Below are 22906 nucleotides of genomic sequence, written 5' to 3' on the forward strand. Positions count from 1 at the left end.
ATTCTAGAGTGTATCATTCTAAAAATAGTATACGTTCAAAAGGCTAAATATTCTTTCATTACAACGTTATATTCGAGCAATGTTTTTTCATAATAAAATAAACCTTCACAGTTTTGTATATAATTTTTACACAATATTAAAAAGATAATTCTACATTATCCATTTTTATGAAGAACCTAGTTAGCTTCCAATATTAATAATTAGAAAAAAATTATCGTATTTCCTAGATTAGAGACCTTCAAAGTATTCATCTAACAATAGTTGAGTAAAAAATAAAAAACCTTTCCTCTAATGTTCCATAAGAGAAAAGGTTTTTATTTATTATTAATTAGTTAGACTTTAATTTTTCTAATTCTAATAAGAATTTATCATTTAGTACTTTAATATAAGTACCTTTCATTCCTAGTGATCTAGATTCGATAACACCAGCACTTTCTAATTTACGTAGTGCGTTTACGATCACAGATCTTGTAATTCCAACACGGTCAGCAATTTTACTTGCTACTAATAAACCTTCGTAACCATTTAATTCTTCAAAAATATGCTCAATTGCTTCTAATTCGCTATAAGAAAGAGATGAAATAGCCATTTGTACAACAGCTTTACTTCTTGCTTCTTCTTCAATTTCTTCAGCTTTTTCACGTAGAATTTCCATACCTACTACTGTTGCGCCATATTCAGCTAAGATTAAATCGTCATTTTCAAAATCTTGATTAATTCGCGCTAGTACTAGAGTACCTAAACGCTCACCACCACCGATAATTGGAACAATCGTTGTTAAACCACCAGAAAATAAATCTTTATTTTCAACTGGGAATGCAGTGTATTCACTGTTAATATCTATATTTGAAGAAGTTTCATTAATATTAAATAGGGTTTGAGTGTACTCTTCAGGGAATTGGCGATCACTGAACATTTTTTGCATACGCTCATTTTCGATTTTTTGGTGAAGACCATAACCTAATAACTTCCCTTTACGGCTTAAAATAAATACGTTTGATTCAATTACTTCTTCTAATGTATCAGCCATTTCTTTAAAGTTTACTGGTTTACCTGCAGATTGTTGTAATAACTTATTAATCTTTCTTGTTTTTTCTAATAATTGCATCTTTCTAAATGCCTCCTATTTAATTGTACGTTTCCTATAAAATGAATTGACTTATGTCTTTATCTTTTGCAATATTTGCGAGTTTTTCATTTACGTATTGTGGTGTAATCATGATTGTACCCATTTGAATCTCAGAAGCTTCAAACGATAAATCCTCAAGAAGTCTTTCCATAATCGTATGCAATCTTCTCGCACCAATATTGTCAGTAGTCTGATTAACATCAAATGCTATTTCTGCTATTCTACGTATAGCATCGTCAGAAAATTCGATTTGTATACCTTCTGTAGACAATAATGCTTTATATTGTTTAATAATTGAAAAATCTGGTTCAACTAAAATCCGAACAAAGTCATCAACAGATAGCTTTCCTAATTCTACACGAATTGGGAAGCGCCCTTGTAATTCAGGTATTAGATCAGAAGGTTTTGAAATATGAAATGCTCCCGCTGCAATAAATAGAATATGATCCGTTTTGATTGGTCCATACTTTGTTACAACTGTACTACCTTCAACAATTGGTAAGATATCTCTTTGCACTCCTTCTCTAGAAACATCTTGAGTAGAGTTTTGTTTACTTGCAATCTTATCAATTTCATCTATGAAAATAATACCTAATTGTTCAGCCCTATAAACTGCTTCCTGGGTTACTTCATCCATATCAATTAATTTCTGAGCTTCTTCATTTGTTAAAATTTTACGAGCTTCTTTAACGGAAAGCTTTCTTTTTTTAGTTTTCTTTGGAAATAAACTACCCAATGACTCTTGAAAGTTCATCCCCATTTGTTCCATTCCAGTTCCTTGCATGAAATCTAGCATTGGAGCTTGCTGTTGTTCTACTTCAACAGAAACAAGTTCTTCTTCTAGTTTTCCAGATAAAAGTTGAAATTCTATATTTCTTCTTTTAGACGTTAATTCTGTATCATTCTCTTCTTGCTCAGCATTCGAGTTTTGTGCATCTTGATTAAAAAGCATCTCAAGTGGGTTTTTAAATGAAGCTTGTTTTTTCATACTCGGTACAAGAAGTTTTACTAATCTTGTATTAGCATTTTTTTCAGCTTGTTCTTTCACCTTATTCATACGCTCTTCTTTTACTATTCGAATGGCAGTTTGGGTTAAATCACGAATCATTGATTCAACATCTCTACCAACATAACCAACCTCAGTAAATTTAGTAGCTTCAACTTTAATGAAAGGAGCTCCAACTAATTTTGCCATCCTTCTAGCAATTTCAGTTTTACCTACACCAGTTGGGCCAATCATTAATATATTTTTTGGTGAAATCTCTTCTCGGAATGACTCTTCAAGTAAACTTCTACGATATCGATTTCTGAGTGCAATTGCTACTGCTTTTTTCGCTTGTTGCTGTCCAACAATATATTGATCTAGTTTTTCAACAATTTGACGAGGCGTGAAAGAAGTACTCATAATACACTCTCCTATTCTAATTCTTCTAATATTATATTTCCGTTCGTATAAACACAAATATCACTAGCAGTCTTTAAACTTGCATAAGCAATTTGTTTTGCTGAAAGATTGTCACCTGCGTTTTCCTTTAATGCACGGCCTGCTGCAAGGGCGTAATTCCCTCCAGAACCAATTGCAAGAATTCCATCATCAGGTTCAATTACTTCACCAGTACCAGAAATTAATAATAATGAATTATGATCCATTACAATCAGTAAGGCTTCAAGTTTATGTAATACTCGATCTGTTCTCCATTTTTTTGCTAATTCAACAGCAGCTCGTTGAATATTCCCATTATATTCAACTAACTTGCCCTCAAAAAGTTCGAATAAAGTAAATGCATCTGCAACTGACCCTGCAAATCCAGCTAAAACTTTTCCATTAAAAAGCTTTCTAACCTTTCTTGCAGTGTGCTTCATTACTACTGCATTACCAAAAGTTACTTGACCATCACCTGCCATGGCACTTTTTCCATTGTGGCTAATTGCGAAAATCGTTGTAGCATGAAAATTGGACATTTGAATCCTCCTTAGAAATGTCGATTAATTTCTAAAATTGAGCTCGTCTATGCTCTAGGATGATGTAAATTGTATACTTTTTGTAATCTTTCCTTCGTTACATGTGTATAGATTTGAGTAGATGATAAGTTCTCATGTCCAAGTAATTCTTGTACACTACGAATATCAGCACCGTTATCAAGCATATGCGTAGCAAAGGTATGCCTTAACATATGTGGATAGATTTTATTAGTCAACGAAGTATCATTGATCATTTTTTCTAAAATACCACGGACGCCCCTTGCTGTAAGCCTTGTACCACGGTGATTCAAAAAAAGATCATCATTTATTTGCTTGTTAGCTACTATCAGTCTATTTCGGCCATCTTCTATATATGTATGAAGAGCTTTTTCTGCATAACTACCAAAGGGAATATACCGCTGCTTATTCCCTTTGCCTGTTACCAAAATAGTCCCAATTTGAAAATCTATGTCTTTTAATTTCAAACTACAGCATTCACTTACTCGCATACCTGTAGCATATAGCAATTCTAAAATGGCTTGATTTCTTTGTCCAAGTTCCGTATCTAGATCGCTAACCTTAAATAGTTTTTCAAGTTCTTCCTTGTATAAAAATCTTGGTATCATAGTTTCTTTTTTAGGAAGTGACGCTAGCACAAAAGGATTCTCTTTTGCCTCATTTTCTCTCATTAGAAAACGATAGAAACTTCTTAAACAAGAAATATGTTTTGAGACTGTACGTCTTGATAGCTGTTTGTCATGCAAAGTTGTTAAATAGAGACGAACATCAGAATAAGTAACTGAAGAAAATGAAATAATGGATTGTTGTTCCATAAAAACTAGAAATTGTTCAACAATTTTTTTATAACTATTTAATGTGTATTGTGAAGAGTTTTTCTCTAATTGTAAATACTGAATGAACAATTGACACAATATTTTAATATTCAAGGTATTTTCTCCTCACAAGCCACTACATACTAACATATTAAGTAGCTATTTGCAATTTATTTTCTTAACATTCTACAAAATTCATAATTGATTCTAATGCTCTATTTGCATAAGCTTCGTAGCGTTCTTGTTTTCGCTTAATTTTCATTTCAAGTCTTGGGAATAGTCCGAAATTTGCATTCATTGGCTGGAAATGTTTCTCACTAGTAGTCGTAATATAATTTGCCATACTTCCGATTGCAGTTTCTGCTGGGAATACTACTAATTCTTTTTCCATTACATGTCTAGCTGCGTTAATTCCAGCTACTAAACCAGATGCTGCTGATTCTACATAACCTTCTACTCCAGTCATTTGGCCAGCGAAAAATAAATCATTACGTCCTTTAAATTTATAAGTTGGTTCTAATAGTTTAGGTGAATTAATAAACGTATTTCGATGCATTACTCCATAACGTACAATTTCAGCATTTTCAAGACCTGGAATTAACTGTAGTACCTCTTTTTGAGGACCCCATTTTAAATGTGTTTGGAACCCAACAATATTATATAAAGTTCCAGCACTGTCATCTTGACGTAGCTGTACGACTGCGTGTGGTATCTTTCCTGTTTTTGGGTCTTCTAACCCTACTGGTTTCATTGGACCAAACAGTAACGTCTGTTTTCCACGTTTAGCCATTACTTCAACTGGCATACATCCTTCAAAGAATATTTCCTTTTCAAACTCTTTTAAAGGTACTGTTTCTGAAGTTGTTAATGCTTCATAAAAGCGATCGAATTCTTCTTCATTCATTGGACAGTTTAAATAAGCCGCTTCGCCTTTATCGTATCTCGATTTTAAATATACTTTATTTAAATCAATACTTTCCTTTTCTACAATTGGAGCAGCTGCATCATAGAAATAAAAATAATCCTCTCCAGTCAATTCTTTTAATTGCTGTGAAAGTTCTGGTGAAGTTAAAGGTCCTGTTGCGATAACAGTTGGTCCTTCAGGTATTTTTGTCATTTCTTCGTTATGCACGGTTACATTAGGATGATTTTTTACATATTCCGTAACACGACTTGCAAATTCATGACGGTCGACAGCAAGTGCACCACCTGCAGGAACAGCACATTCATCAGCAGATCGAATAATAACCGAATCAAGTCTTCTCATTTCTTCTTTCAAAACACCTACAGCGTTTGTTAATGTATTTGCTCTTAGTGAATTACTACAAACTAACTCAGCAAACTTATCTGTATGATGTGCAGGAGTTTGTCTTACTGGTCTCATTTCGTATAAGTGTACTTTTATTCCTCTTTTTGCAATTTGATAAGCAGCCTCACTTCCTGCTAAACCTGCTCCGATTACATTAATAAATTGTTCCTTCATTGATAACTCCTTCTACGCTGTTTAAATAAAAATTACGTAATATTATTTTATATTTTTTTTCTTAAAGTTTTCTTAATCAATAGTTGATATGAAAAGTAAAAGTGAGCAAATTAATTGCTCACATCACACTTGTTGATCCTCTTTGTAATCACAAGATACACATTGAACTTGAATTCCTTTTTTCATTTTCTTTTCAACTAATAAGTTGTCACATTTCGGACAAGGTCTTCCGATTGGCTTATCCCATGATAAGAATTCACATTCAGGATAATTCGTGCATCCAAAGAAAATTCGATTCTTTTTCGATTTACGTTCAATAATATTGCCGTCTTTACATGTAGGGCATTTAACGCCAATATCTTTTACGATTGCTTTTGTATTACGACAATCTGGGAAGTTTGAACATGCCATAAACTTACCGTATCGACCCATTTTAAATACCATAGGGCTTCCACATTGTTCGCAATCTTCACCAGCAGGTTCATCTCTGATTTCAACTTTTTGCATTTCTTTTTCTGCTATTTCTAAGTGTTTTTCAAAACCTTTATAAAATTGATCAATGATTTGAATCCAATTCACATTGCCGTCTTCAATTTTATCAAGGTCACCTTCCATTTGAACTGTAAATTCAATATTAATGACTTCTGGGAAAAATTCAACGACTAAATCAAACACTATTTGACCAAGTTCAGTTGGTACAAATCGTTTATTATCTAAAGAAACATATCCACGCTTTTGAATAGTTTCTAATGTTGGTACGTAAGTTGATGGTCGACCAATTCCGACCTCTTCAAGCGTTTTTACTAGCCTTGCCTCTGTATAACGTGGAGGTGGCTGTGTAAAATGTTGTTCAGGTAAAATATCTTCCATTTTAACCTTTTCACCTTCAGCTAGTGGTGGAAGTAAGCGATCTTTTTCCTCAGTACCATCATCATTACTTTCAATATAAACCTTCATGAAGCCGGGAAATTTAACGACAGAACCATTTGCTCTAAATATTACATTATTATTAGTTAGATCAACTTTAACCGTATCAAGCACTGCTGATGACATCTGACTAGCAACAAATCGTTCCCATATTAATTTATATAGTCGATATTGATCCCGGCTTACATGTGCTTTAATCGTATCTGGTGAACGCAATGTAGATGTTGGCCTAATTGCTTCGTGTGCATCTTGTACTTTATCTGATTTTTTTTCATTTTTTTTATTTGTAGCAACAAAATCAGCGCCGTATGTTTCAACAATATAAGATTTTGCTTCTTCAGTTGCAACATCTGAAATACGTGTCGAGTCAGTTCTCATGTAAGTGATTAGTCCGACTTGCCCTCCACTACCTAAAGAGATTCCTTCATATAATTGTTGGGCAATCATCATCGTTTTCTTAGCGCGCATATTCAATTTCCTAGCCGCTTCTTGTTGAAGTAAAGAAGTAGTAAATGCAGTAGCTGGGTTACGCTTACGTTCTTTTCTAGTGACACTTTGAACTTCGAAGCTATCACCTTTTATTTGTGATAAAACTTTTTCTACTTCAGCTTCTGAGCCTAATTCTAATTTTTTTCCATTAACACCGTAAAAAAATGTATCAAATGCTTCTTTCTTTGTAATCCCCTTACTCTTAATTGTCCAATATTCTTCAGGTTGGAAAATTTCAATTTCTTTTTCTCGTTCAATAATCAGTCTTAATGCGACAGATTGAACTCGACCTGCACTTAAACCTTTTTTTACTTTCTTCCATAGTAATGGACTAATGTTATATCCTACTAAACGATCTAATACGCGTCGAGCTTGTTGTGCGTCTACTAAATTCATATTAATTGGTCTAGGTTTTTTAAAAGATTCTTTAATAGCATCTTTTGTAATTTCATTAAACACTACACGACAATCTGAACTTGTATCGATATTAAGTGTATTAGCAATGTGCCAGGCAATTGCTTCTCCTTCACGATCTGGATCGGCCGCTAGATATATTTTCTTTGCTTTTTTGGCAGCTGATCTTAAATCCTTTAAAACTGGCCCTTTTCCGCGAATTGTTATGTATTTTGGGTTGTAATCGTTTTCTATTTCAATCCCCATCTGGCTCTTAGGTAAATCTCGAACATGTCCCATCGATGCAATTACTTTAAATTTTTTACCTAAGTACTTTTCAATTGTTTTAGCCTTTGAAGGGGACTCCACTATCACTAAATTTTCTGCCATCTTTTAAGCCTCCTGAGAGTTTACTATTCATTACTCTCTGTATTCCTTGTTTCATTCATTAATTCTTATTTATTCTCAAATAGATTCATAATAAGAAGAGTTCAATTATATTTTTAATTTTCCTTCATACAATTTCAAATTGTATAGTTTATTCTATACATTAGTCAAATTTTATTTAGATATAAAATAACACAAGTCGCAATAGTATTGTCAAATTTTTGTAATATAAACATATTTTTTTATTTTTTAGTATATTCCTTAAATTCCTCTAAAATATCATTTGTACAAGTAATTAACTTCGCTCCATCCTGAATTAAACGATGATTTCCTTTATATTCTTCCATTATAATCGGACCTGGCACAGCAAATACCTCTCGATTATATTGAATTGCAAAATTTGCTGTGATCATCGTGCCACTTTTCTCATTTGCCTCTAATACGATTAAACCTTTTGATAATCCTGCAATAATTCTATTTCTTCTAGGAAAATACCTTTTTTCTGGTTTAATATAATAGGGATATTCACTAATAATTAAATGCTTACTAGCTATTTCATCAAATAAGTTACGATTTTCTTTCGGATAAATATAGTCTAACCCACATCCTACAACTGCAACCGTCGTTCCATTATGGAAAATAGTTGATTTATGCGCAATAGAATCGCATCCAGCTGCCATTCCACTTACAATTACACAATTTTCTTTCATTAAGTCTTTTATTAATGAATGACAAATTATATTTGCAAATAATGATGGTTTTCTAGCACCTATTATACTGATCATAAATTTTTTATGTAAGATATTTTGATTACCTATTAAATATAAAACAAATGGAGGGTCACAAATTTCTGTTAGTAAATCGGGATACAAATCATCATAAATTGTAATAATTTTAATATTTTTTTTATAGTTTTCTTTTAAAATATCAAGAATGGAAGATGAATGAAGTTGATTATATAATTTTTCCGCAGCTTTTGAAGACATTTGAAAAGTAGTTTGAAATATTGAAGGTGAATAATGATAGAGGTTTTCCAAGTTTGGATCATAGTGAAGAATTTTCTTGATCGCTTGATAATTTTCAAATAAAAAGTGATGCAAATGAATCAGTCGAATTTTCTTTCCCATAAACTCTCCTTCCTTTTAAGAAAAGTAGCCTCCAAATGGAGGCTACTTATTTAACATTTTATACTAAAGCTTCGTGTGTCTTACATTGTTCATATAAGCCACGCTCTTTTAATACACTAATTAAAGTTTCGCCCATTACTGCTGGAGTAAGAGCTACTTTAATGCCACAGCTTTCCATTGTAGCCATTTTTTCTTTAGCAGTACCTTTACCGCCTGCGATGATTGCACCAGCATGGCCCATACGTTTACCTTCTGGAGCAGTTTGACCGCCAATGAATCCTACTACTGGTTTCGCCATATTAGCTTGTACCCACTCAGCAGCTTCTTCTTCTGCAGTTCCACCGATTTCACCAATCATAATAACTGCATAAGTTTCTGGATCTTCATTGAATGCTTTTAAAACATCGATGAAGTTTGTTCCGTTAACTGGGTCTCCACCAATACCTACAGCTGTAGATTGACCTACACCTGCTTGAGATAATTGATGAACAGCCTCATAAGTTAACGTACCAGAACGAGATACGATACCTACGTGACCTTTGTTATGGATGTAACCAGGCATAATTCCGATTTTGCACTCATCAGGAGTAATAACACCTGGGCAGTTTGGACCAACTAGTCTAGTTTTTTTGCCTTCCATATACTTTTTAACTTTTACCATGTCAAGTACAGGAATTCCTTCAGTAATACAAATAGCGATATCTAATTCAGCATCAACAGCTTCCATGATCGCATCTGCAGCAAATGCAGGTGGTACATAGATAACAGATGCGTTAGCACCAGTTGTAGCTACTGCTTCTGAAACAGTATTAAATACAGGTACGCCAGCGATATCAGTTCCACCTTTACCAGGAGTTACACCGCCAACAATTTTAGTACCATACTCAAGCATTTGTGTAGTATGGAATAAGCCTTGAGAACCAGTAATACCTTGTACAATGACTTTTGTATCTTTATTAATAAATACGCTCATTTTTATCCTCCCTTTCTTAGCCTACAAGTGCAACGATTTTTTCAGCGCCATCAGCCATTGAATCTGCTGCAACAATGTTTAAGCCAGATTCATTAAGAATCTTCTTACCTAATTCAACATTCGTTCCTTCTAAACGAACAACTAATGGTAAGTGTAAACCAACTTGTTTAGTAGCTTCGATTACACCTTCTGCAATAACATCACATTTCATGATGCCGCCGAAGATGTTAACGAAAATACCTTTAACATTTTGGTCTGAAAGGATGATTTTAAACGCTTCTGTAACTTTCTCTGCAGTAGCACCGCCCCCCACATCAAGGAAGTTAGCCGGGTCTCCGCCGTAATGTTTAATGATGTCCATAGTAGCCATTGCAAGACCTGCACCATTAACCATACAACCAATATTTCCGTATAAAGAAATATAGTTTAAGTCGTACTTAGAAGCTTCGATTTCTTTTGGATCTTCTTCTTCTAAGTCACGGTAAGCTAAAATATCAGCATGACGATATAAAGCATTTGAGTCAAAGTTTAACTTTGCATCTAATGCCATTACTTCGCCATCACCCGTTACTACTAGAGGGTTAATTTCAGCGATAGAGCAATCTTTTTCAACAAACGCACTGTATAAGCCCATCATGAACTTTACAGCTTTGTTAACTAAGTTGCTAGGGATGTTGATATTGAACGCAATACGACGAGCTTGGAAGCCTTGTAGACCTACTGCAGGATCAATATACTCTTTAAAGATTTTTTCAGGTGTTTTTTCAGCTACTTCTTCAATTTCAGTTCCACCTTCTTCAGAAGCCATTAATACAACTTGTGAAGTAGCGCGGTCTAAAACTAAACCAACATAATATTCTTTTTTAATATCGCAGCCTTCTTCGATAAGTAAGCGCTTAACTTCCTTACCTTCTGGTCCAGTTTGATGAGTAACTAATACTTTACCTAGAATCTCACTAGCATATGTATTTACTTCATCTAAATTTTTTGCTACTTTTACGCCGCCCGCTTTACCGCGACCACCAGCGTGAATTTGAGCTTTTACTACGCATACAGCTGTACCTAATTCTTTTGCTGCTTCTACTGCTTCTTCAACTGTGAATGCAACTTTACCATTTGGTACTTTTACGCCATAGCTTCGTAGGATTTCTTTCCCTTGATACTCATGGATATTCATGATCCATCCTCCCCTTTTAGAACAAGACAAATTAAAACACATCCCTATTGTATCTCTTACAGAATATACTGTAAATACTTTAGTAGAAAAGAATTAAATATTCTATGTTTTTATATAGAAAACCTTTTCAGAAACAATAGATGATGTCAGTTTATCATATTACAATATTAATTTTTAATTTGTTTTTTGTAAATATTAAGAAAATTCTTGCTTCAAATAAAAAAAAATACGTCCATTTTCGAAATCATTTGAGTAGCTACCCTAATACTTATAGATGCCAATTTATATGTGTTATTATGTAAGAAAAACCGGGCAAAAAACGCCCGGTCTTTTTTTGCTTAGAGTACAGCAGCAAAAATACCACAGTTTTTAGAACTGTGGTACACCTCAAAATTTATACTTTGTTATCTTTTTAAAAAAATTCTTCGTTGTTACTTGTATAATTTAAAAAAGCAAATTACTTCAATTAACGAAGGATTTGTAATTGTAATTTTACTTATTCTATACTCTTATGTATTAGAATTAACTTGTTCTTTTATAGGCGCAAATGATCTCCTATGTTCATTTATTATTCCATGCTTTTCAATTGCTTGGAGATGTTCTTTCGTTCCATATCCCATATGCTTTTCAAAGCCGTAGTTTGGATGCTTTAAACTTAGTTCGCACATTAAAGAATCCCTTGTTTCTTTTGCAAGGACAGATGCTGCTGCAATACTTATGCTTGTTGCATCACCTTTAATGATTGATGTTTGAGAAATTTCCATTGGTAGTTTCATTGCATCAATTAATAAATGTTCAGGCGAATGTTTAAGTTGCTCTATTGCACGTTTCATTGCTAATTTTGTTGCTTCATAAATATTGATTTCATCTATTTCGCTTGAGCTAGCCATACCAATTCCATATGAAATTGCTTCTTCCTTAATTCGTTTAACGAAATACTGTCTTTTCTCTTTTGATAATTTTTTTGAGTCATCAAGGCCGATCAGTTCAGTATCTTCTGCTAAAATTACTGCCGCTGCTACTACTGGTCCAGCTAATGGCCCTCTTCCAACCTCATCTACTCCTGCAATTAATTTTACATTTTGCATATATAGATTCTTTTCATATTCCATCATCTTTAAAAATTTTAAGCGAGCTTGCTCTTTTTTTTCATGTTCTCTATACCACTTTGCAACTAGCTTTTGCACACCAATTCGCTGATCACTTTCAAATTCTTTTAAGAGTTCACTACTTGGGTCAGTTAGTTCATTTAATTTATTTTTTATTTCGTCTATTTTCAGCGACATAAATTTTGTACTCCTTTTTTAACTTTATCTATTTCATTAAAAAAGAAGAAAGTACGCTTACTCATGCGTACTTTCTTCTAGTATTTCATCAGTCACTTCAAGCATCGAAGGATTCTCAAATGTTAATCTGCCTAATTTCCCAGCTCTTAGCTCACGTAAAAATAAATCAGATGTTTTATCATAATCTATAATTCCGCCTGACATTAAAAATCCACGTTTCTTCCCAATATGATCAAAAACATCTACTACATTTTCAGAAAATAAAATTTCATCATTCATGTCGTATCGATCTTTTAATACATTTGGATAATATTCTCTTAAGAATTTAATAGCATAGATCATTACTTCTTGTAAATTAATAATACTGTCTTTTATTGCCCCTGTTGTTGCTAAGCGTAGACCAACAATTTGGTCTTCAAACTTTGGCCATAATATCCCAGGTGTATCAAGCAATTCAATTTCTTTCCCTACTTTTATCCATTGTTGTGCTTGTGTTACGCCGGGACGGTCACCAGTTTTAGCAATATTTTTGCGTGCTAGCTTATTAATTAAAGTCGATTTACCTACGTTAGGAATCCCTACGATTAAAGCTCGAATTGCGCGAGGTTTAATCCCTCTCGATCTCATTTTATCGAATTTCTCTTTAACTAGAATTTCACACGAACTAATAATTGCTTTTAATCCTTGTCCAGAAGCTGCATCAATAGCAATAGCCATTACTCCTTGCTTTTCATAATATGCTAACCATTGCTGCGTATTTCTTGGGTCTGCTAAATCTGCTTTATTTAATAAAAGCAATCTAGGCTTATTTGAAATAATTTCATCGATCATTGGATTTCTTGAAGCTGCTGGTACTCTAGCATCCGCTAATTCAATTACGACATCAATTAATGAAAGCTTTTCAGTAACCTGCCTTCTAGCTTTTGCCATATGACCTGGAAACCATTGAATCGTCATGTTGCCACCTTCTTTATGCAATAAATATTCAAGTTTAATATGGCACTTATTTTGCCATTTTAACCTCAGAGATCGGCCAGAATACAATGCTCGCTCGACCTAAAATTTCTTTTTGACTAACCGTTCCGATAATACGACTATCTTTACTTAATCGACGATTATCCCCTAAAACGAATACTTGTCCTTTTGGTACAGTCTTTTTGCCAGTAATCTCTTCTAGCGTAAAGTCTTCCGTAAGAGGACCATCCTTTGTTTCTTTTTTATATTCATTCAAATATGGTTCTTTATACGGTTTACCGTTAACATATAGAACATCATTTCTATATTCAACTGTGTCACCTGGTAAGCCGATTACACGTTTAATATAATCTTTTTCCTTAGTAGCATGGAAGACTACAATATCAAAACGTTTTGGTTCATGAATCTTGTAAACAATTTTATTTACAATCATTCTACTTTGATCTTGTAATGTTGGCATCATTGAGATACCGTCAACTAAAACCGGTGTAAAAAGGAATGTTCGAATACCAAGTGCAAGTACAAGCGCAATAAAGATTGTTTTAACTAATTCCCAAATTCCACCACTATTGCTTTCTTTCAACCTAAATCCCTCCAATTATAACCATACGTTTTGAAGTATTAACCTTACAAAAGTTAAAACCTTTATTTATGTATTCTATTTTACTTTTTATTATATCCATAATCTACATTTATTGGAAAAAAAGGAGCTTGTTTTATACAAGCTCCTTTCAAAAGACTATCGAAGTTCTTTAATTCTTGCTTTTTTACCAGTAAGTGCACGTAGGTAGTAAAGTTTAGCACGACGTACTTTACCGCGACGAACAACGTCTAATTTAGCAATTTTTGGAGTGTGAATTGGGAACGTACGTTCAACACCAACTCCGTAAGAAATTTTACGAACTGTGAAAGTTTCGCTAATTCCGCCACCACGACGTTTAATAACTACACCTTCGAATAATTGGATACGCTCACGAGTACCCTCAACAACTTTAACGTGAACTCGTACAGTATCACCAGGACGGAATGCTGGTAAGTCAGTTCTTAGTTGTTCTTTTGTAATTTCGTTGATTAAATTTTGCATATTTTATGCGCTCCTTTTCCAACCGATGCTCTTACAAGATACATTGCTCGCAGCGGAACACCGAGAATAAAGGCTTAAGTATTAACTTAAGCCACAAGTTATATTAACATATTCTTTTAGTGCGTGCAACTAGTTTTCTTGTTTTAATTCTTCTTTAACTTGCTCAATCCATTTAGACTCTTTTTCAGATAAAGTGTAGTCCTTAAGTAGATCTGGACGACGTGTTAAAGTTCGTTTAAAAGATTGTTTTGTACGCCATTCCTCAATAAGAGCATGATTTCCAGATAATAATACCTCTGGCACTTTATGTCCTCTAAAATCGGCAGGTCTTGTATAATGGGGATGTTCTAATAATCCTGTACTAAATGAATCTTCTATTTTTGAAGTTGTATTTCCGAGTACACCAGGCAATAAACGAACAACACTATCAGCAATTACCATAGCACCAAGCTCTCCACCAGTTAATACATAATCACCGATTGAGATTTCATCTGTTACGACATGCTCACGAATTCGCTCATCATAGCCTTCATAATGACCACAAATAAAGATTAAATGTTCTTCTTTCGAAAGCTCTTCAGCTTTGCGTTGATTAAATCTCTCTCCTTGAGGGCATAAAAGGACGACTCTAGGCTTATTTTCACTTTTAGATACTAATTCATCCACAGCGTCAAAAATCGGCTGAGGAGCAAGTACCATACCTGCGCCTCCGCCATAAGGATAATCATCAACATTTGAATGTTTATTAGTCGAAAAATCTCTAAAATTAACGCAACGGAATTGGACTGCTTCTTTTTCTTGCGCTTTTTTTAAAATTGAGGAGTTTAATACTCCCTCAAACATTTCCGGAAAAAGTGTTAAAAAGTCTAATTTCATCATAATAGACCTTCCATTAATTCGATTTTAACTTTTTTATTCGTTACATCTACTTCTTTGACAATTTGTTCAATATATGGAATGAGCGCATCCTTTTGACCTTTTCTTTGAATAACCCAAACATCATTCGCTCCTGGAGATAATATTTCTTTTATCTTACCTATTTCTTCTCCATCAATTGTTTCAACTACACAACCGATAATCTCGTGGTAATAGTATTCATTTTTATCTAAATCATGTAGTTGGTCTTCAGTTATCTTTAATATTCCATTTTTCAGTGGCTCTACTGAGTTTAATGACTCATACCCTTCAAATGTAAGTAAATCAAAATTTTTATGTACACGGTGACTCGTTACGATTAATTTAATTGGTGTAGTTTCATTTTCTTTAAATAAATAAAGTGAATTTCCTTTTTTGTAACGTTTCTCAGGAAAATCAGTTCTTGAAATAACGCGGACCTCTCCACGAATTCCATGAGTATTTACAATTTTTCCGACATTTAAATATTTTTCCATTCGATTACCTCTATATATAAAATTTCTTAAGTTTATAGTTAGTTTTACCATTCAGGTTGCATATATGTCTACTAATGTTGAAAACGGCCCTTAGCTATAGCCAAGGACCGTCTTACATTACTGAATATCTAAGTGAATACGTTTTGCGTGTTCATTACTTGCTGCGTAAACAACCGTACGAATCGCTTTAGCAATTTTACCATGTTTGCCAATCACTCTACCAGCATCTTCAGGGTTTACCTGTAAATGAAAGAATAGATTGTTCTCATCTTCTTTTACTTGAAGTGAAATATCCTCTGGATGATCTACAAGACTTGAAACAATTGCATTGATGAGTGTATTCATCTTTTTTTCCATAATTACTTGCCGTTGCGAGCGTTGTGGAATTTCTCTAAGATACCAGCTTTAGAGAATAAGTTACGAACTGTATCAGATGGTTTAGCACCTGTTCCTAACCATTTTAATGCTGCTTCTTCATTGATTTTGATTTCAGCTGGTTGAGCAACTGGATTGTAAGTTCCAATTTCCTCGATGAAACGTCCGTCACGAGGAGAACGAGCATCTGCTACTACTACACGATAAAAAGGAGATTTTTTTGCTCCCATACGTTTTAAACGAATTTTAACTGCCATTTTTAAAGCACCTCCGAAAATATTTACAACGTTTTATATATTATCAAAAACCAATACTGTTTGTAAAGTAAAATTTCTTAACAGCATAATTTTTTATTAAATGATGTTTAAATGTTGGAAAATTATACAAAAAGATTAGAATAAGCCCGGAAATTTGAAACCCTTCTTCTTCCCTTTTTGCATACCGCCCATCATTTTCATCATTTTTTTCATCTCTTCAAACTGTTTTAATAAACGGTTTATTTCTTGAACAGGACGCCCAGAGCCTTTAGCTATTCGCTTTCTGCGACTAGAGTTAATAATATCTGGAGTAAGCTTTTCCTGTTTTGTCATCGATTGAATAATTGCCTCTACATGAGCGATTTGTTTATCGTCAATTTGCAGATCATTCAACCCTTTTATTTTGTTTGCACCTGGCATCATTTTTAAAATATCGCCAAGTGGACCCATTTTTTTAACTTGGGAAAGTTGGTCTAAGAAATCATCCAAAGTAAAAGATGCATTTCTTAATTTTTGTTCCATTTCTTTTGCTTTTTCTTGGTCTACGTTTTCTTGTGCTTTTTCAATAAGAGTAAGCACATCACCCATACCTAGAATACGTGATGCCATTCGTTCTGGATGGAACGGCTCAATTGCATCTAGTTTCTCACCAAGTCCAACAAATTTAATTGGAGTATTTGTAACTGCACGAATTGATAGAGCAGCACCACCACGAGTGTCGCCGTCTAGCTTCGTTAGAACAACTCCAGTTAAACCTAATTGTTCATTAAAACTTTGTGCCACATTGACTGCATCTTGTCCTGTCATTGCATCAACAACTAGGAAGATTTCTTCAGGTTTAGAAAGTTCTTTAATTTGTGCAAGTTCTTCCATTAAACCTTCGTCAATATGTAAACGACCGGCAGTATCAATTAGAACATAATCAAGATGTTCATCCTTTGCATGTTGAATTGCTTGTTTTGCAATCTCAACTGGACTTACTTGATCGCCTAATGAAAACACTGGCATATCTAACTGTTTACCTAAAGTTTGTAGCTGTTTAATCGCTGCAGGACGATAAATATCTGCTGCAACTAAAAGCGGATTACGATTATACTTTTTGCGAAGTAAATTAGCTAATTTACCAGTCGTAGTTGTTTTACCAGCACCTTGTAAACCAACCATCATAATAACAGTCGGCGGGCGATTTGCAACAGCAATTTTGCTTTGTTCTCCACCCATTAATGCAGTTAGTTCTTCTTGAACTACTTTAACAACATGTTGACCAGGCGTTAAGCTTTGTAATACCTCTTGTCCAACAGCTCGTTCAGAAACACGTTTCACAAAATCTTTAACAACTTTAAAGTTAACATCCGCCTCAAGTAACGCAAGACGAACTTCTCTCATCATTTCCTTGACATCAGATTCAGATACTTTACCTTTGCCTCGAACCTTTTGTAATGTCTTTTGAAGTCGGTCGGCTAATCCTTCAAATGCCATAAAACCGTCCTCCTTATTATTCTAATTTCTCTAACGCATCGATTAATCGAAGAAAATCGTTATCTACAACTTTACTCTTTTCAGCGTAAGTTTTCAATTGATTTAATATTTCATTTCGTTGTTGAAATTTTTTTAGAAGTAATAATTTCTCTTCATACTCTTCTAGCATTGCTTCAGTTCGCTTTATATTATCATAAACCGCCTGTCTACTAATGCTAAACTCTTCTGCAATCTCACCTAAAGAATAGTCATCTAAATAATATAGTGACATATAGTTTTGTTGTTTTGGAGTTAAAAGAGATTGATAAAAATCATATAGATAATTTATTCTCATCGTCTTATCTAACATGGTATGATCTGCCAAAACTATCACTCCTTTGTTAAGTGATTTGCCTTTACATATGCTAGTTTACCTAAAAGCTAAACTTCTGTCAAGTTTTTTACTTGACGTTACTTCAAGATTTAGGAAGCGCGGGATCAAGGAAAGATAAACCTCGTTTTACCACCCTTCCAATTTGTACCTAATTTAGCATTATGCTTGTTCCTTACTAATTAAATCACCAAATAGTCCATATACGAATTGTTCTGCTTGGAATGGTTGTAGATCGTCCATTTGTTCTCCTAGCCCAACGAATTTTACTGGTACTTTTAGTTCGTTTCGGATTGCTAATACAATACCGCCTTTTGCAGTTCCGTCTAGTTTCGTTAAGACAATTCCCGTTACATTTGTTGCTTCGGAGAATGTTTTTGCTTGAACAAGGCCGTTTTGACCAGTTGTAGCATCAATGACAAGTAAAACTTCATGAGGTGCTCCTGGTACTTCCCTAGCAATAACGTTACGTACTTTTTCTAGTTCTTTCATTAAGTTTACTTTGTTTTGCAAGCGCCCAGCTGTATCGCAAAGTAACACATCTACTTTACGAGCTTTTGCAGCTTGTACCGCGTCAAACATTACTGCTGCAGGGTCTGAACCTTCACCTTGTTTAATTGTTTCAACACCGACACGATTTCCCCAAACTTCTAATTGATCAATTGCACCAGCTCTAAATGTGTCACCTGCTGCAAGCAATACTTTTTTGCCATCAGATTTAAGTTTATGTGCGATTTTTCCAATCGAAGTTGTTTTACCTACACCGTTAACACCGACGAATAAAACAACTGTTAAACCATTTGGATTCATGTTGATTTCAAATGAATCCTCAGTTAAATCGTCACCTTTATACAATTCAACTAATTTTTCAGAAATTACTTCTTGAACAGCTTTTGGATCTTGAATATTTTTTCGCTTTACTTCATATTTTAATTCTTCGACTAATTCCATTACTGTGTTTACGCCAACATCAGCCATAATTAGAATTTCTTCAAGCTCTTCAAAAAAATCTTCATCTACTTTACGGTATCTAGCAAATAAATCATTTAGACCATCTGTCAGATTATTTCTAGACTTCTCTAATCCAGATTTAAATTTTTGAGTCACTGACTCAGTTTGCTTTGAGATTGTTTCTTTTAATTTCTTAAAAAAGCTCATAATTTCAATCCTTTCTAATTACCATTCGATAGTAATGCTTCTCCTTCATCTAAACGGACAGATACAAGTGTTGAAACACCGTATTCTTGCATTGTTACTCCGTATAGCACATCACACTCTTCCATTGTTCCTTTACGATGTGTTATGACAATAAACTGCGTTTGTTCACTAAAGTATTTTAGGAATTTTGCAAATCGAGCTACATTGGCTTCGTCTAGTGCAGCTTCAACCTCATCTAGTACACAGAAAGGTACTGGACGAACTTGTAAAATGGCAAACAATAATGCGATTGCCGTAAGTGCCCTCTCACCGCCAGATAAAAGACTTAAATTTTGAAGCTTTTTACCTGGTGGCTGTGCGACTATATCAACACCTGTTATTAATAAGTTTTCTGCATCCGTCAGTATTAAATCCGCTCGACCTCCACCAAATAGCTGTGTAAAGACGACTTGGAATTTTTCACGAATTGCGGAAAAACTTGATTCAAAGCGCTTCGTCATTTCTTCATCCATTTCACTGATTACATTGTAAAGTGTAGTTTTAGCTTCGTTTAGGTCAGTTCTTTGTTCTTGTAGAAAATCATGACGCTCAGAAACACGTTCATACTCATCAATTGCACCGATATTGACAGAACCTAGTTCTTCGATTGAACGTTTTAAAAGTTTTACTCGCTTACTTGCCTCATCAACTGTCATTTCTAATGTATATTTTACTTTTGCCGCTTCATATGTCGTCATATACGTAACATTCAGTTGTTGCAGGCGGTTTTCTAATTCAACGTCAAGTCGATTACTATTTACTTCTTGTTGTTTTAACAAATCAGAAAGTGATTTATATTGACGTTGCTTTTCGCGTAAAGACTGAACATAGTCTTCTAACTCTGTTTGATAAGCAATTCGTTGCTCTCGACGTTTCGAAATGATTTCAGTTGTTTTTGAAAATTCATTTCGAGTTTCAGAAATTATTTTCTCTAATTCTTCCTTACCATTTTCATTTGTCATAAGTTCGCTTGATAAGAAAATAATTTTGTCCCTTGTTTCTTCAAGAACCTGCTTTTGTTTTAACGCATTTTCTTCAAATTGACGAATTCGTTCGATACTATAACTTAATTTTTGTTCTTCCTGTGCGAGAGAAATTTTAAAACTTGTTAACTTTGATTGTAATTCATCTTTTATTTCTTTTTGATTTAGTTTTCGTTCAGTTAATTCATTAATCTTCTGTTCTTTGGTAATAATCTCTTGTTTTATATTAGCTTCTAATGTTGCTAATTCCCCGAGACGATCTTTTACCTTTATTAAATCACTTGCTGAGCTACCCATTTCTAAATCATAGATTGCTAATGCATCATTAATATTTTTTTCTTGAAATTCGATGCTTTTTAATTGTTCCATAATCGAATCAATTACTTGCTTAACTGAATGCATTTCACCATTTAAACTTTGCGCTTCAGTAGTTTTTTCTTGATACAACGCTTTAAGTGTTTGGACTTCACGTTCTACTGAAGTAGTCTTTTCCTGCATATCATCAAGCTTAATCGTTATTTCCTCTAACTCTCTTTGTCTTCCAATAAGTGAGGCATTTGTTGTTCGTACTGCACCACCGGTCATAGCACCACCAGGATTGACAACATCACCTTCAAGCGTGACAAAGCGATAACGATGACCAACGAGCTTAGCAAGTTCATTGGCACTCTTTAAATCTTGAGCTATTAAAACAGTCCCAAGTAAATTTTGAACTACTTGTTCATATTCATTTGAATAACTAACTAGCGATGAAGCAACGCCGATGAAAGAAGGATTTCTTTTTAAGCTATCAATTAGATTTGATGGCACAGAACGAGCTTTCACAATATTCATTGGTAGGAACGTAGCTCGACCAAGTCGTTGCTGCTTTAAAAATTGAATTGCTCTTCTAGCATGCTCATCATTTTGTACAACAATTTGTTGTGTAGCGGCACCTAGCGCAATTTCAATCGCGGTTTCATATTGTTTATTCGTTGAAATAAGTTCAGCAATTGCACCTTTAATACCCTCTAGTCTCGTGCCTCTTGCTTTTAAAATTTCTTTAACGCCTTGATTAAACCCAGCAAAGTCTTCTTGAAGTTCTTCTAGAGTTTCTTTACGTGATTTAGTTTGTTGAATAAATTGATAAGCTTTAGATAATAATTCTTCTTTTTCCTTTAATAATCCAGTAGTTTCCTGAAGTTGAATAGTTGAAGCTTCAAATTTTTCATTTAATGCTTGAAAATTAAGATCAACTTGTTGTTTCTCATTAAGCAATTCTGTTTTTCTATGTTGTAATTCTTCTCTTTGACGAATGTATTTTTCATTTTCTACATCTAATCGACTCGATTTTACAGAGAATTGTTGACTTTGTTTTTCGAGCATTGTTTTTTCATTTTTAATCGATGCTTGATTATTTAAGAGTTCGATATAATCTGATTTAATCAGTTCGATTTGTTCTTCAATATCTCCCTCATAGGAAATAATTTCATTTTGAATGTCAACAATACTCGTTTTAGTTTTATTTACATTTTGACGAGATAATTTTTCTTGTGCTTTTTCAGTTTCGATTAATATTTTAGTCACGTTAATTTGTTCAGTAACTTCATCTACTTGTTTTCTTAATTGTTCAGATTGAGTCGAAGTATTTCTTTTTCGTTCCTTCATTAACTCTTTCTGACCTTCATATTTTTCCAAGTTTTTCGTTACGGTTAATAAGACTTGTTGCAATTGATCAATCGACTCATCTAATGCAGTTAATTTGTCTTGTAATTCATGTTGCTTTGATTCATCTATTGAAATCTCCGTCGATAATGAGATTTCGATATCAGAATTTTGTGCAATTTCTTTTTTTAACTCTTCCCATTTTTGATGGAGCAATTCTATTTCGTATACTAATAGAGCAGCTTCAACCTTCTCTAACTCATCTCTATGTTCTATGTATTCTTTTGCAATTGAAGCCTGCATACGTAGTGGTTCTATTTGAGAACCTAATTCAAATAAAATATCATCCACACGATTTAAATTTTCTTGTGTTTCAAATAATTTCGCTTCAGCTTTTTTCTTTCGAGTTTTATACTTTAAAACGCCAGCCGCTTCTTCAAAAATCCCTCTTCGATCTTCCGGCTTACTACTTAAAATTTCTTCGACCTTTCCTTGAGAGATAATAGAGAACGCTTCTCTCCCTAGTCCAGAATCCATAAATAAATCAACAATATCTTTTAATCGACATGATTGTTTATTAATATAAAAATCACTATCACCCGAACGGTAAACTCGTCTTGTTACACTTACTTCACTATATTCAAGTGGTAATTGCTGATCTTCATTATCTAATGTGAGCGTAACCTCTGCATAATTTAAAGGCTTTCTTCCTTCGCTGCCAGCAAAAATGATATCTTCCATTTTTGCTCCGCGCAATGATTTAACAGACTGCTCACCTAGAACCCATCTGATTGCATCTGTAATATTACTTTTACCACTTCCGTTTGGTCCTACTACTGCAGTAACACCTTTTACAAAATCTATCGTAACTCGCTGAGCGAATGATTTAAATCCAATTATATCTAGTCGTTTGAGGAACAACTGAATTCCCCCTTTTTGATTTAATTATATACACAAAAACTCCCCCATAAAAGGGGGAGCAGAT

At 33.9% G+C, this 22906-nt stretch carries 21 protein-coding genes; all 21 read right to left on the reverse strand.

Annotation, left to right across the window (positions count from 1 at the left end; all coding sequences use genetic code 11):
• Positions 1-328: 328 nt before the first annotated feature.
• The 21 genes from codY to smc all read right to left on the reverse strand — a co-directional run bounded on the left by codY (position 329) and on the right by smc (position 22842).
• On the reverse strand, positions 329-1108 hold the full coding sequence (codY, locus tag ACFCYN_RS10250; RefSeq protein ID WP_098117487.1) for a GTP-sensing pleiotropic transcriptional regulator CodY: 780 nt from the start codon (positions 1106-1108) through the stop codon (positions 329-331).
• A gap of 34 nt (positions 1109-1142) precedes the next feature.
• Positions 1143-2534 (reverse strand): ATP-dependent protease ATPase subunit HslU, encoded by a 1392-nt coding sequence (hslU, locus tag ACFCYN_RS10255; protein ID WP_172445243.1) that lies wholly within the window; start codon positions 2532-2534, stop codon positions 1143-1145.
• 11 nt (positions 2535-2545) lie between these two features.
• Positions 2546-3091: an ATP-dependent protease subunit HslV gene (gene hslV / locus ACFCYN_RS10260; RefSeq protein ID WP_098117489.1), complete on the reverse strand. Its 546-nt coding sequence runs from the start codon at positions 3089-3091 to the stop codon at positions 2546-2548.
• A 47-nt stretch (positions 3092-3138) separates the two neighbouring features.
• Positions 3139-4038: a tyrosine recombinase XerC gene (gene xerC / locus ACFCYN_RS10265; protein WP_098117490.1), complete on the reverse strand. Its 900-nt coding sequence runs from the start codon at positions 4036-4038 to the stop codon at positions 3139-3141.
• Positions 4039-4102: 64 nt separating this feature from the next.
• Positions 4103-5407 carry an FADH(2)-oxidizing methylenetetrahydrofolate--tRNA-(uracil(54)-C(5))-methyltransferase TrmFO gene (gene trmFO, locus ACFCYN_RS10270; protein ID WP_172445244.1) on the reverse strand — a complete coding sequence of 435 codons (1305 nt, stop codon included), beginning with the start codon at positions 5405-5407 and terminating at the stop codon, positions 4103-4105.
• A 123-nt stretch (positions 5408-5530) separates the two neighbouring features.
• Positions 5531-7606: a type I DNA topoisomerase gene (topA, locus tag ACFCYN_RS10275; protein ID WP_375949138.1), complete on the reverse strand. Its 2076-nt coding sequence runs from the start codon at positions 7604-7606 to the stop codon at positions 5531-5533.
• A 239-nt stretch (positions 7607-7845) separates the two neighbouring features.
• Positions 7846-8730 (reverse strand): DNA-processing protein DprA, encoded by an 885-nt coding sequence (dprA, locus tag ACFCYN_RS10280; RefSeq protein WP_375949140.1) that lies wholly within the window; start codon positions 8728-8730, stop codon positions 7846-7848.
• A 58-nt stretch (positions 8731-8788) separates the two neighbouring features.
• Positions 8789-9703: a succinate--CoA ligase subunit alpha gene (gene sucD, locus ACFCYN_RS10285; protein WP_098117494.1), complete on the reverse strand. Its 915-nt coding sequence runs from the start codon at positions 9701-9703 to the stop codon at positions 8789-8791.
• A gap of 16 nt (positions 9704-9719) precedes the next feature.
• The gene (gene sucC / locus ACFCYN_RS10290; RefSeq protein WP_098117495.1) at positions 9720-10880 is read right to left on the reverse strand and encodes an ADP-forming succinate--CoA ligase subunit beta; all 1161 of its coding nucleotides are present in this window, start codon (positions 10878-10880) and stop codon (positions 9720-9722) included.
• A 509-nt stretch (positions 10881-11389) separates the two neighbouring features.
• Positions 11390-12166, reverse strand: a complete 777-nt coding sequence (locus tag ACFCYN_RS10295; protein WP_375949143.1) for a ribonuclease HII — start codon at positions 12164-12166, stop codon at positions 11390-11392.
• Between the two features lie 57 nt (positions 12167-12223).
• A complete protein-coding gene (gene ylqF / locus ACFCYN_RS10300) occupies positions 12224-13123 on the reverse strand; it encodes a ribosome biogenesis GTPase YlqF (RefSeq protein ID WP_098171315.1) in 900 nt (299 codons plus the stop codon).
• 46 nt (positions 13124-13169) lie between these two features.
• Entirely contained in the window at positions 13170-13724 is a 555-nt protein-coding gene (lepB, locus tag ACFCYN_RS10305) for a signal peptidase I (protein WP_098117498.1), read from the reverse strand.
• A gap of 156 nt (positions 13725-13880) precedes the next feature.
• Positions 13881-14225, reverse strand: coding sequence for a 50S ribosomal protein L19 (rplS, locus tag ACFCYN_RS10310; protein ID WP_025569026.1), 345 nt, complete (start codon positions 14223-14225; stop codon positions 13881-13883).
• 129 nt (positions 14226-14354) lie between these two features.
• Entirely contained in the window at positions 14355-15101 is a 747-nt protein-coding gene (gene trmD / locus ACFCYN_RS10315; RefSeq protein ID WP_172447650.1) for a tRNA (guanosine(37)-N1)-methyltransferase TrmD, read from the reverse strand.
• Complete coding sequence (gene rimM, locus ACFCYN_RS10320) at positions 15101-15616, reverse strand: ribosome maturation factor RimM (RefSeq protein WP_098117499.1); 516 nt, start codon at positions 15614-15616, stop codon at positions 15101-15103. The genes trmD and rimM overlap by 1 nt, the downstream gene beginning before the upstream one ends.
• A gap of 117 nt (positions 15617-15733) precedes the next feature.
• On the reverse strand, positions 15734-15961 hold the full coding sequence (locus tag ACFCYN_RS10325; RefSeq protein ID WP_025569023.1) for a KH domain-containing protein: 228 nt from the start codon (positions 15959-15961) through the stop codon (positions 15734-15736).
• 14 nt (positions 15962-15975) lie between these two features.
• Entirely contained in the window at positions 15976-16248 is a 273-nt protein-coding gene (gene rpsP / locus ACFCYN_RS10330; RefSeq protein WP_025569022.1) for a 30S ribosomal protein S16, read from the reverse strand.
• A 135-nt stretch (positions 16249-16383) separates the two neighbouring features.
• Complete coding sequence (gene ffh, locus ACFCYN_RS10335) at positions 16384-17727, reverse strand: signal recognition particle protein (protein ID WP_098117500.1); 1344 nt, start codon at positions 17725-17727, stop codon at positions 16384-16386.
• Between the two features lie 16 nt (positions 17728-17743).
• Positions 17744-18076 carry a putative DNA-binding protein gene (locus ACFCYN_RS10340; protein ID WP_098117769.1) on the reverse strand — a complete coding sequence of 111 codons (333 nt, stop codon included), beginning with the start codon at positions 18074-18076 and terminating at the stop codon, positions 17744-17746.
• 183 nt (positions 18077-18259) lie between these two features.
• Complete coding sequence (gene ftsY, locus ACFCYN_RS10345; RefSeq protein ID WP_172445248.1) at positions 18260-19255, reverse strand: signal recognition particle-docking protein FtsY; 996 nt, start codon at positions 19253-19255, stop codon at positions 18260-18262.
• A gap of 14 nt (positions 19256-19269) precedes the next feature.
• Entirely contained in the window at positions 19270-22842 is a 3573-nt protein-coding gene (smc, locus tag ACFCYN_RS10350) for a chromosome segregation protein SMC (protein WP_375949148.1), read from the reverse strand.
• Positions 22843-22906: the final 64 nt, after the last annotated feature.

The sequence above is a fragment of the Gottfriedia sp. NPDC056225 genome (assembly GCF_042267765.1).
Taxonomy (GTDB): Bacteria; Bacillota; Bacilli; order Bacillales; family Bacillaceae_G; genus Gottfriedia.

Coding starts and splice junctions, on each gene's coding strand:
- trmFO (WP_172445244.1), bottom strand. CDS start 5,407: ATGAAGGAACAATTTATTAATGTAATCGGAGCAGGTTTAGCAGGAAGT.
- sucD (WP_098117494.1), bottom strand. CDS start 9,703: ATGAGCGTATTTATTAATAAAGATACAAAAGTCATTGTACAAGGTATT.
- rplS (WP_025569026.1), bottom strand. CDS start 14,225: ATGCAAAATTTAATCAACGAAATTACAAAAGAACAACTAAGAACTGAC.
- ylqF (WP_098171315.1), bottom strand. CDS start 13,123: ATGACGATTCAATGGTTTCCAGGTCATATGGCAAAAGCTAGAAGGCAG.
- sucC (WP_098117495.1), bottom strand. CDS start 10,880: ATGAATATCCATGAGTATCAAGGGAAAGAAATCCTACGAAGCTATGGC.
- ACFCYN_RS10325 (WP_025569023.1), bottom strand. CDS start 15,961: ATGAATACACTCATCAATGCAATTGTTTCAAGTCTTGTAGATCATCCA.
- ACFCYN_RS10295 (WP_375949143.1), bottom strand. CDS start 12,166: ATGTCGCTGAAAATAGACGAAATAAAAAATAAATTAAATGAACTAACT.
- ftsY (WP_172445248.1), bottom strand. CDS start 19,255: ATGAGCTTTTTTAAGAAATTAAAAGAAACAATCTCAAAGCAAACTGAG.
- hslU (WP_172445243.1), bottom strand. CDS start 2,534: ATGAGTACTTCTTTCACGCCTCGTCAAATTGTTGAAAAACTAGATCAA.
- rpsP (WP_025569022.1), bottom strand. CDS start 16,248: ATGGCAGTTAAAATTCGTTTAAAACGTATGGGAGCAAAAAAATCTCCT.
- codY (WP_098117487.1), bottom strand. CDS start 1,108: ATGCAATTATTAGAAAAAACAAGAAAGATTAATAAGTTATTACAACAA.
- ffh (WP_098117500.1), bottom strand. CDS start 17,727: ATGGCATTTGAAGGATTAGCCGACCGACTTCAAAAGACATTACAAAAG.
- hslV (WP_098117489.1), bottom strand. CDS start 3,091: ATGTCCAATTTTCATGCTACAACGATTTTCGCAATTAGCCACAATGGA.
- dprA (WP_375949140.1), bottom strand. CDS start 8,730: ATGGGAAAGAAAATTCGACTGATTCATTTGCATCACTTTTTATTTGAA.
- ACFCYN_RS10340 (WP_098117769.1), bottom strand. CDS start 18,076: ATGTTAGATAAGACGATGAGAATAAATTATCTATATGATTTTTATCAA.
- rimM (WP_098117499.1), bottom strand. CDS start 15,616: ATGGAAAAATATTTAAATGTCGGAAAAATTGTAAATACTCATGGAATT.
- topA (WP_375949138.1), bottom strand. CDS start 7,606: ATGGCAGAAAATTTAGTGATAGTGGAGTCCCCTTCAAAGGCTAAAACA.
- trmD (WP_172447650.1), bottom strand. CDS start 15,101: ATGAAATTAGACTTTTTAACACTTTTTCCGGAAATGTTTGAGGGAGTA.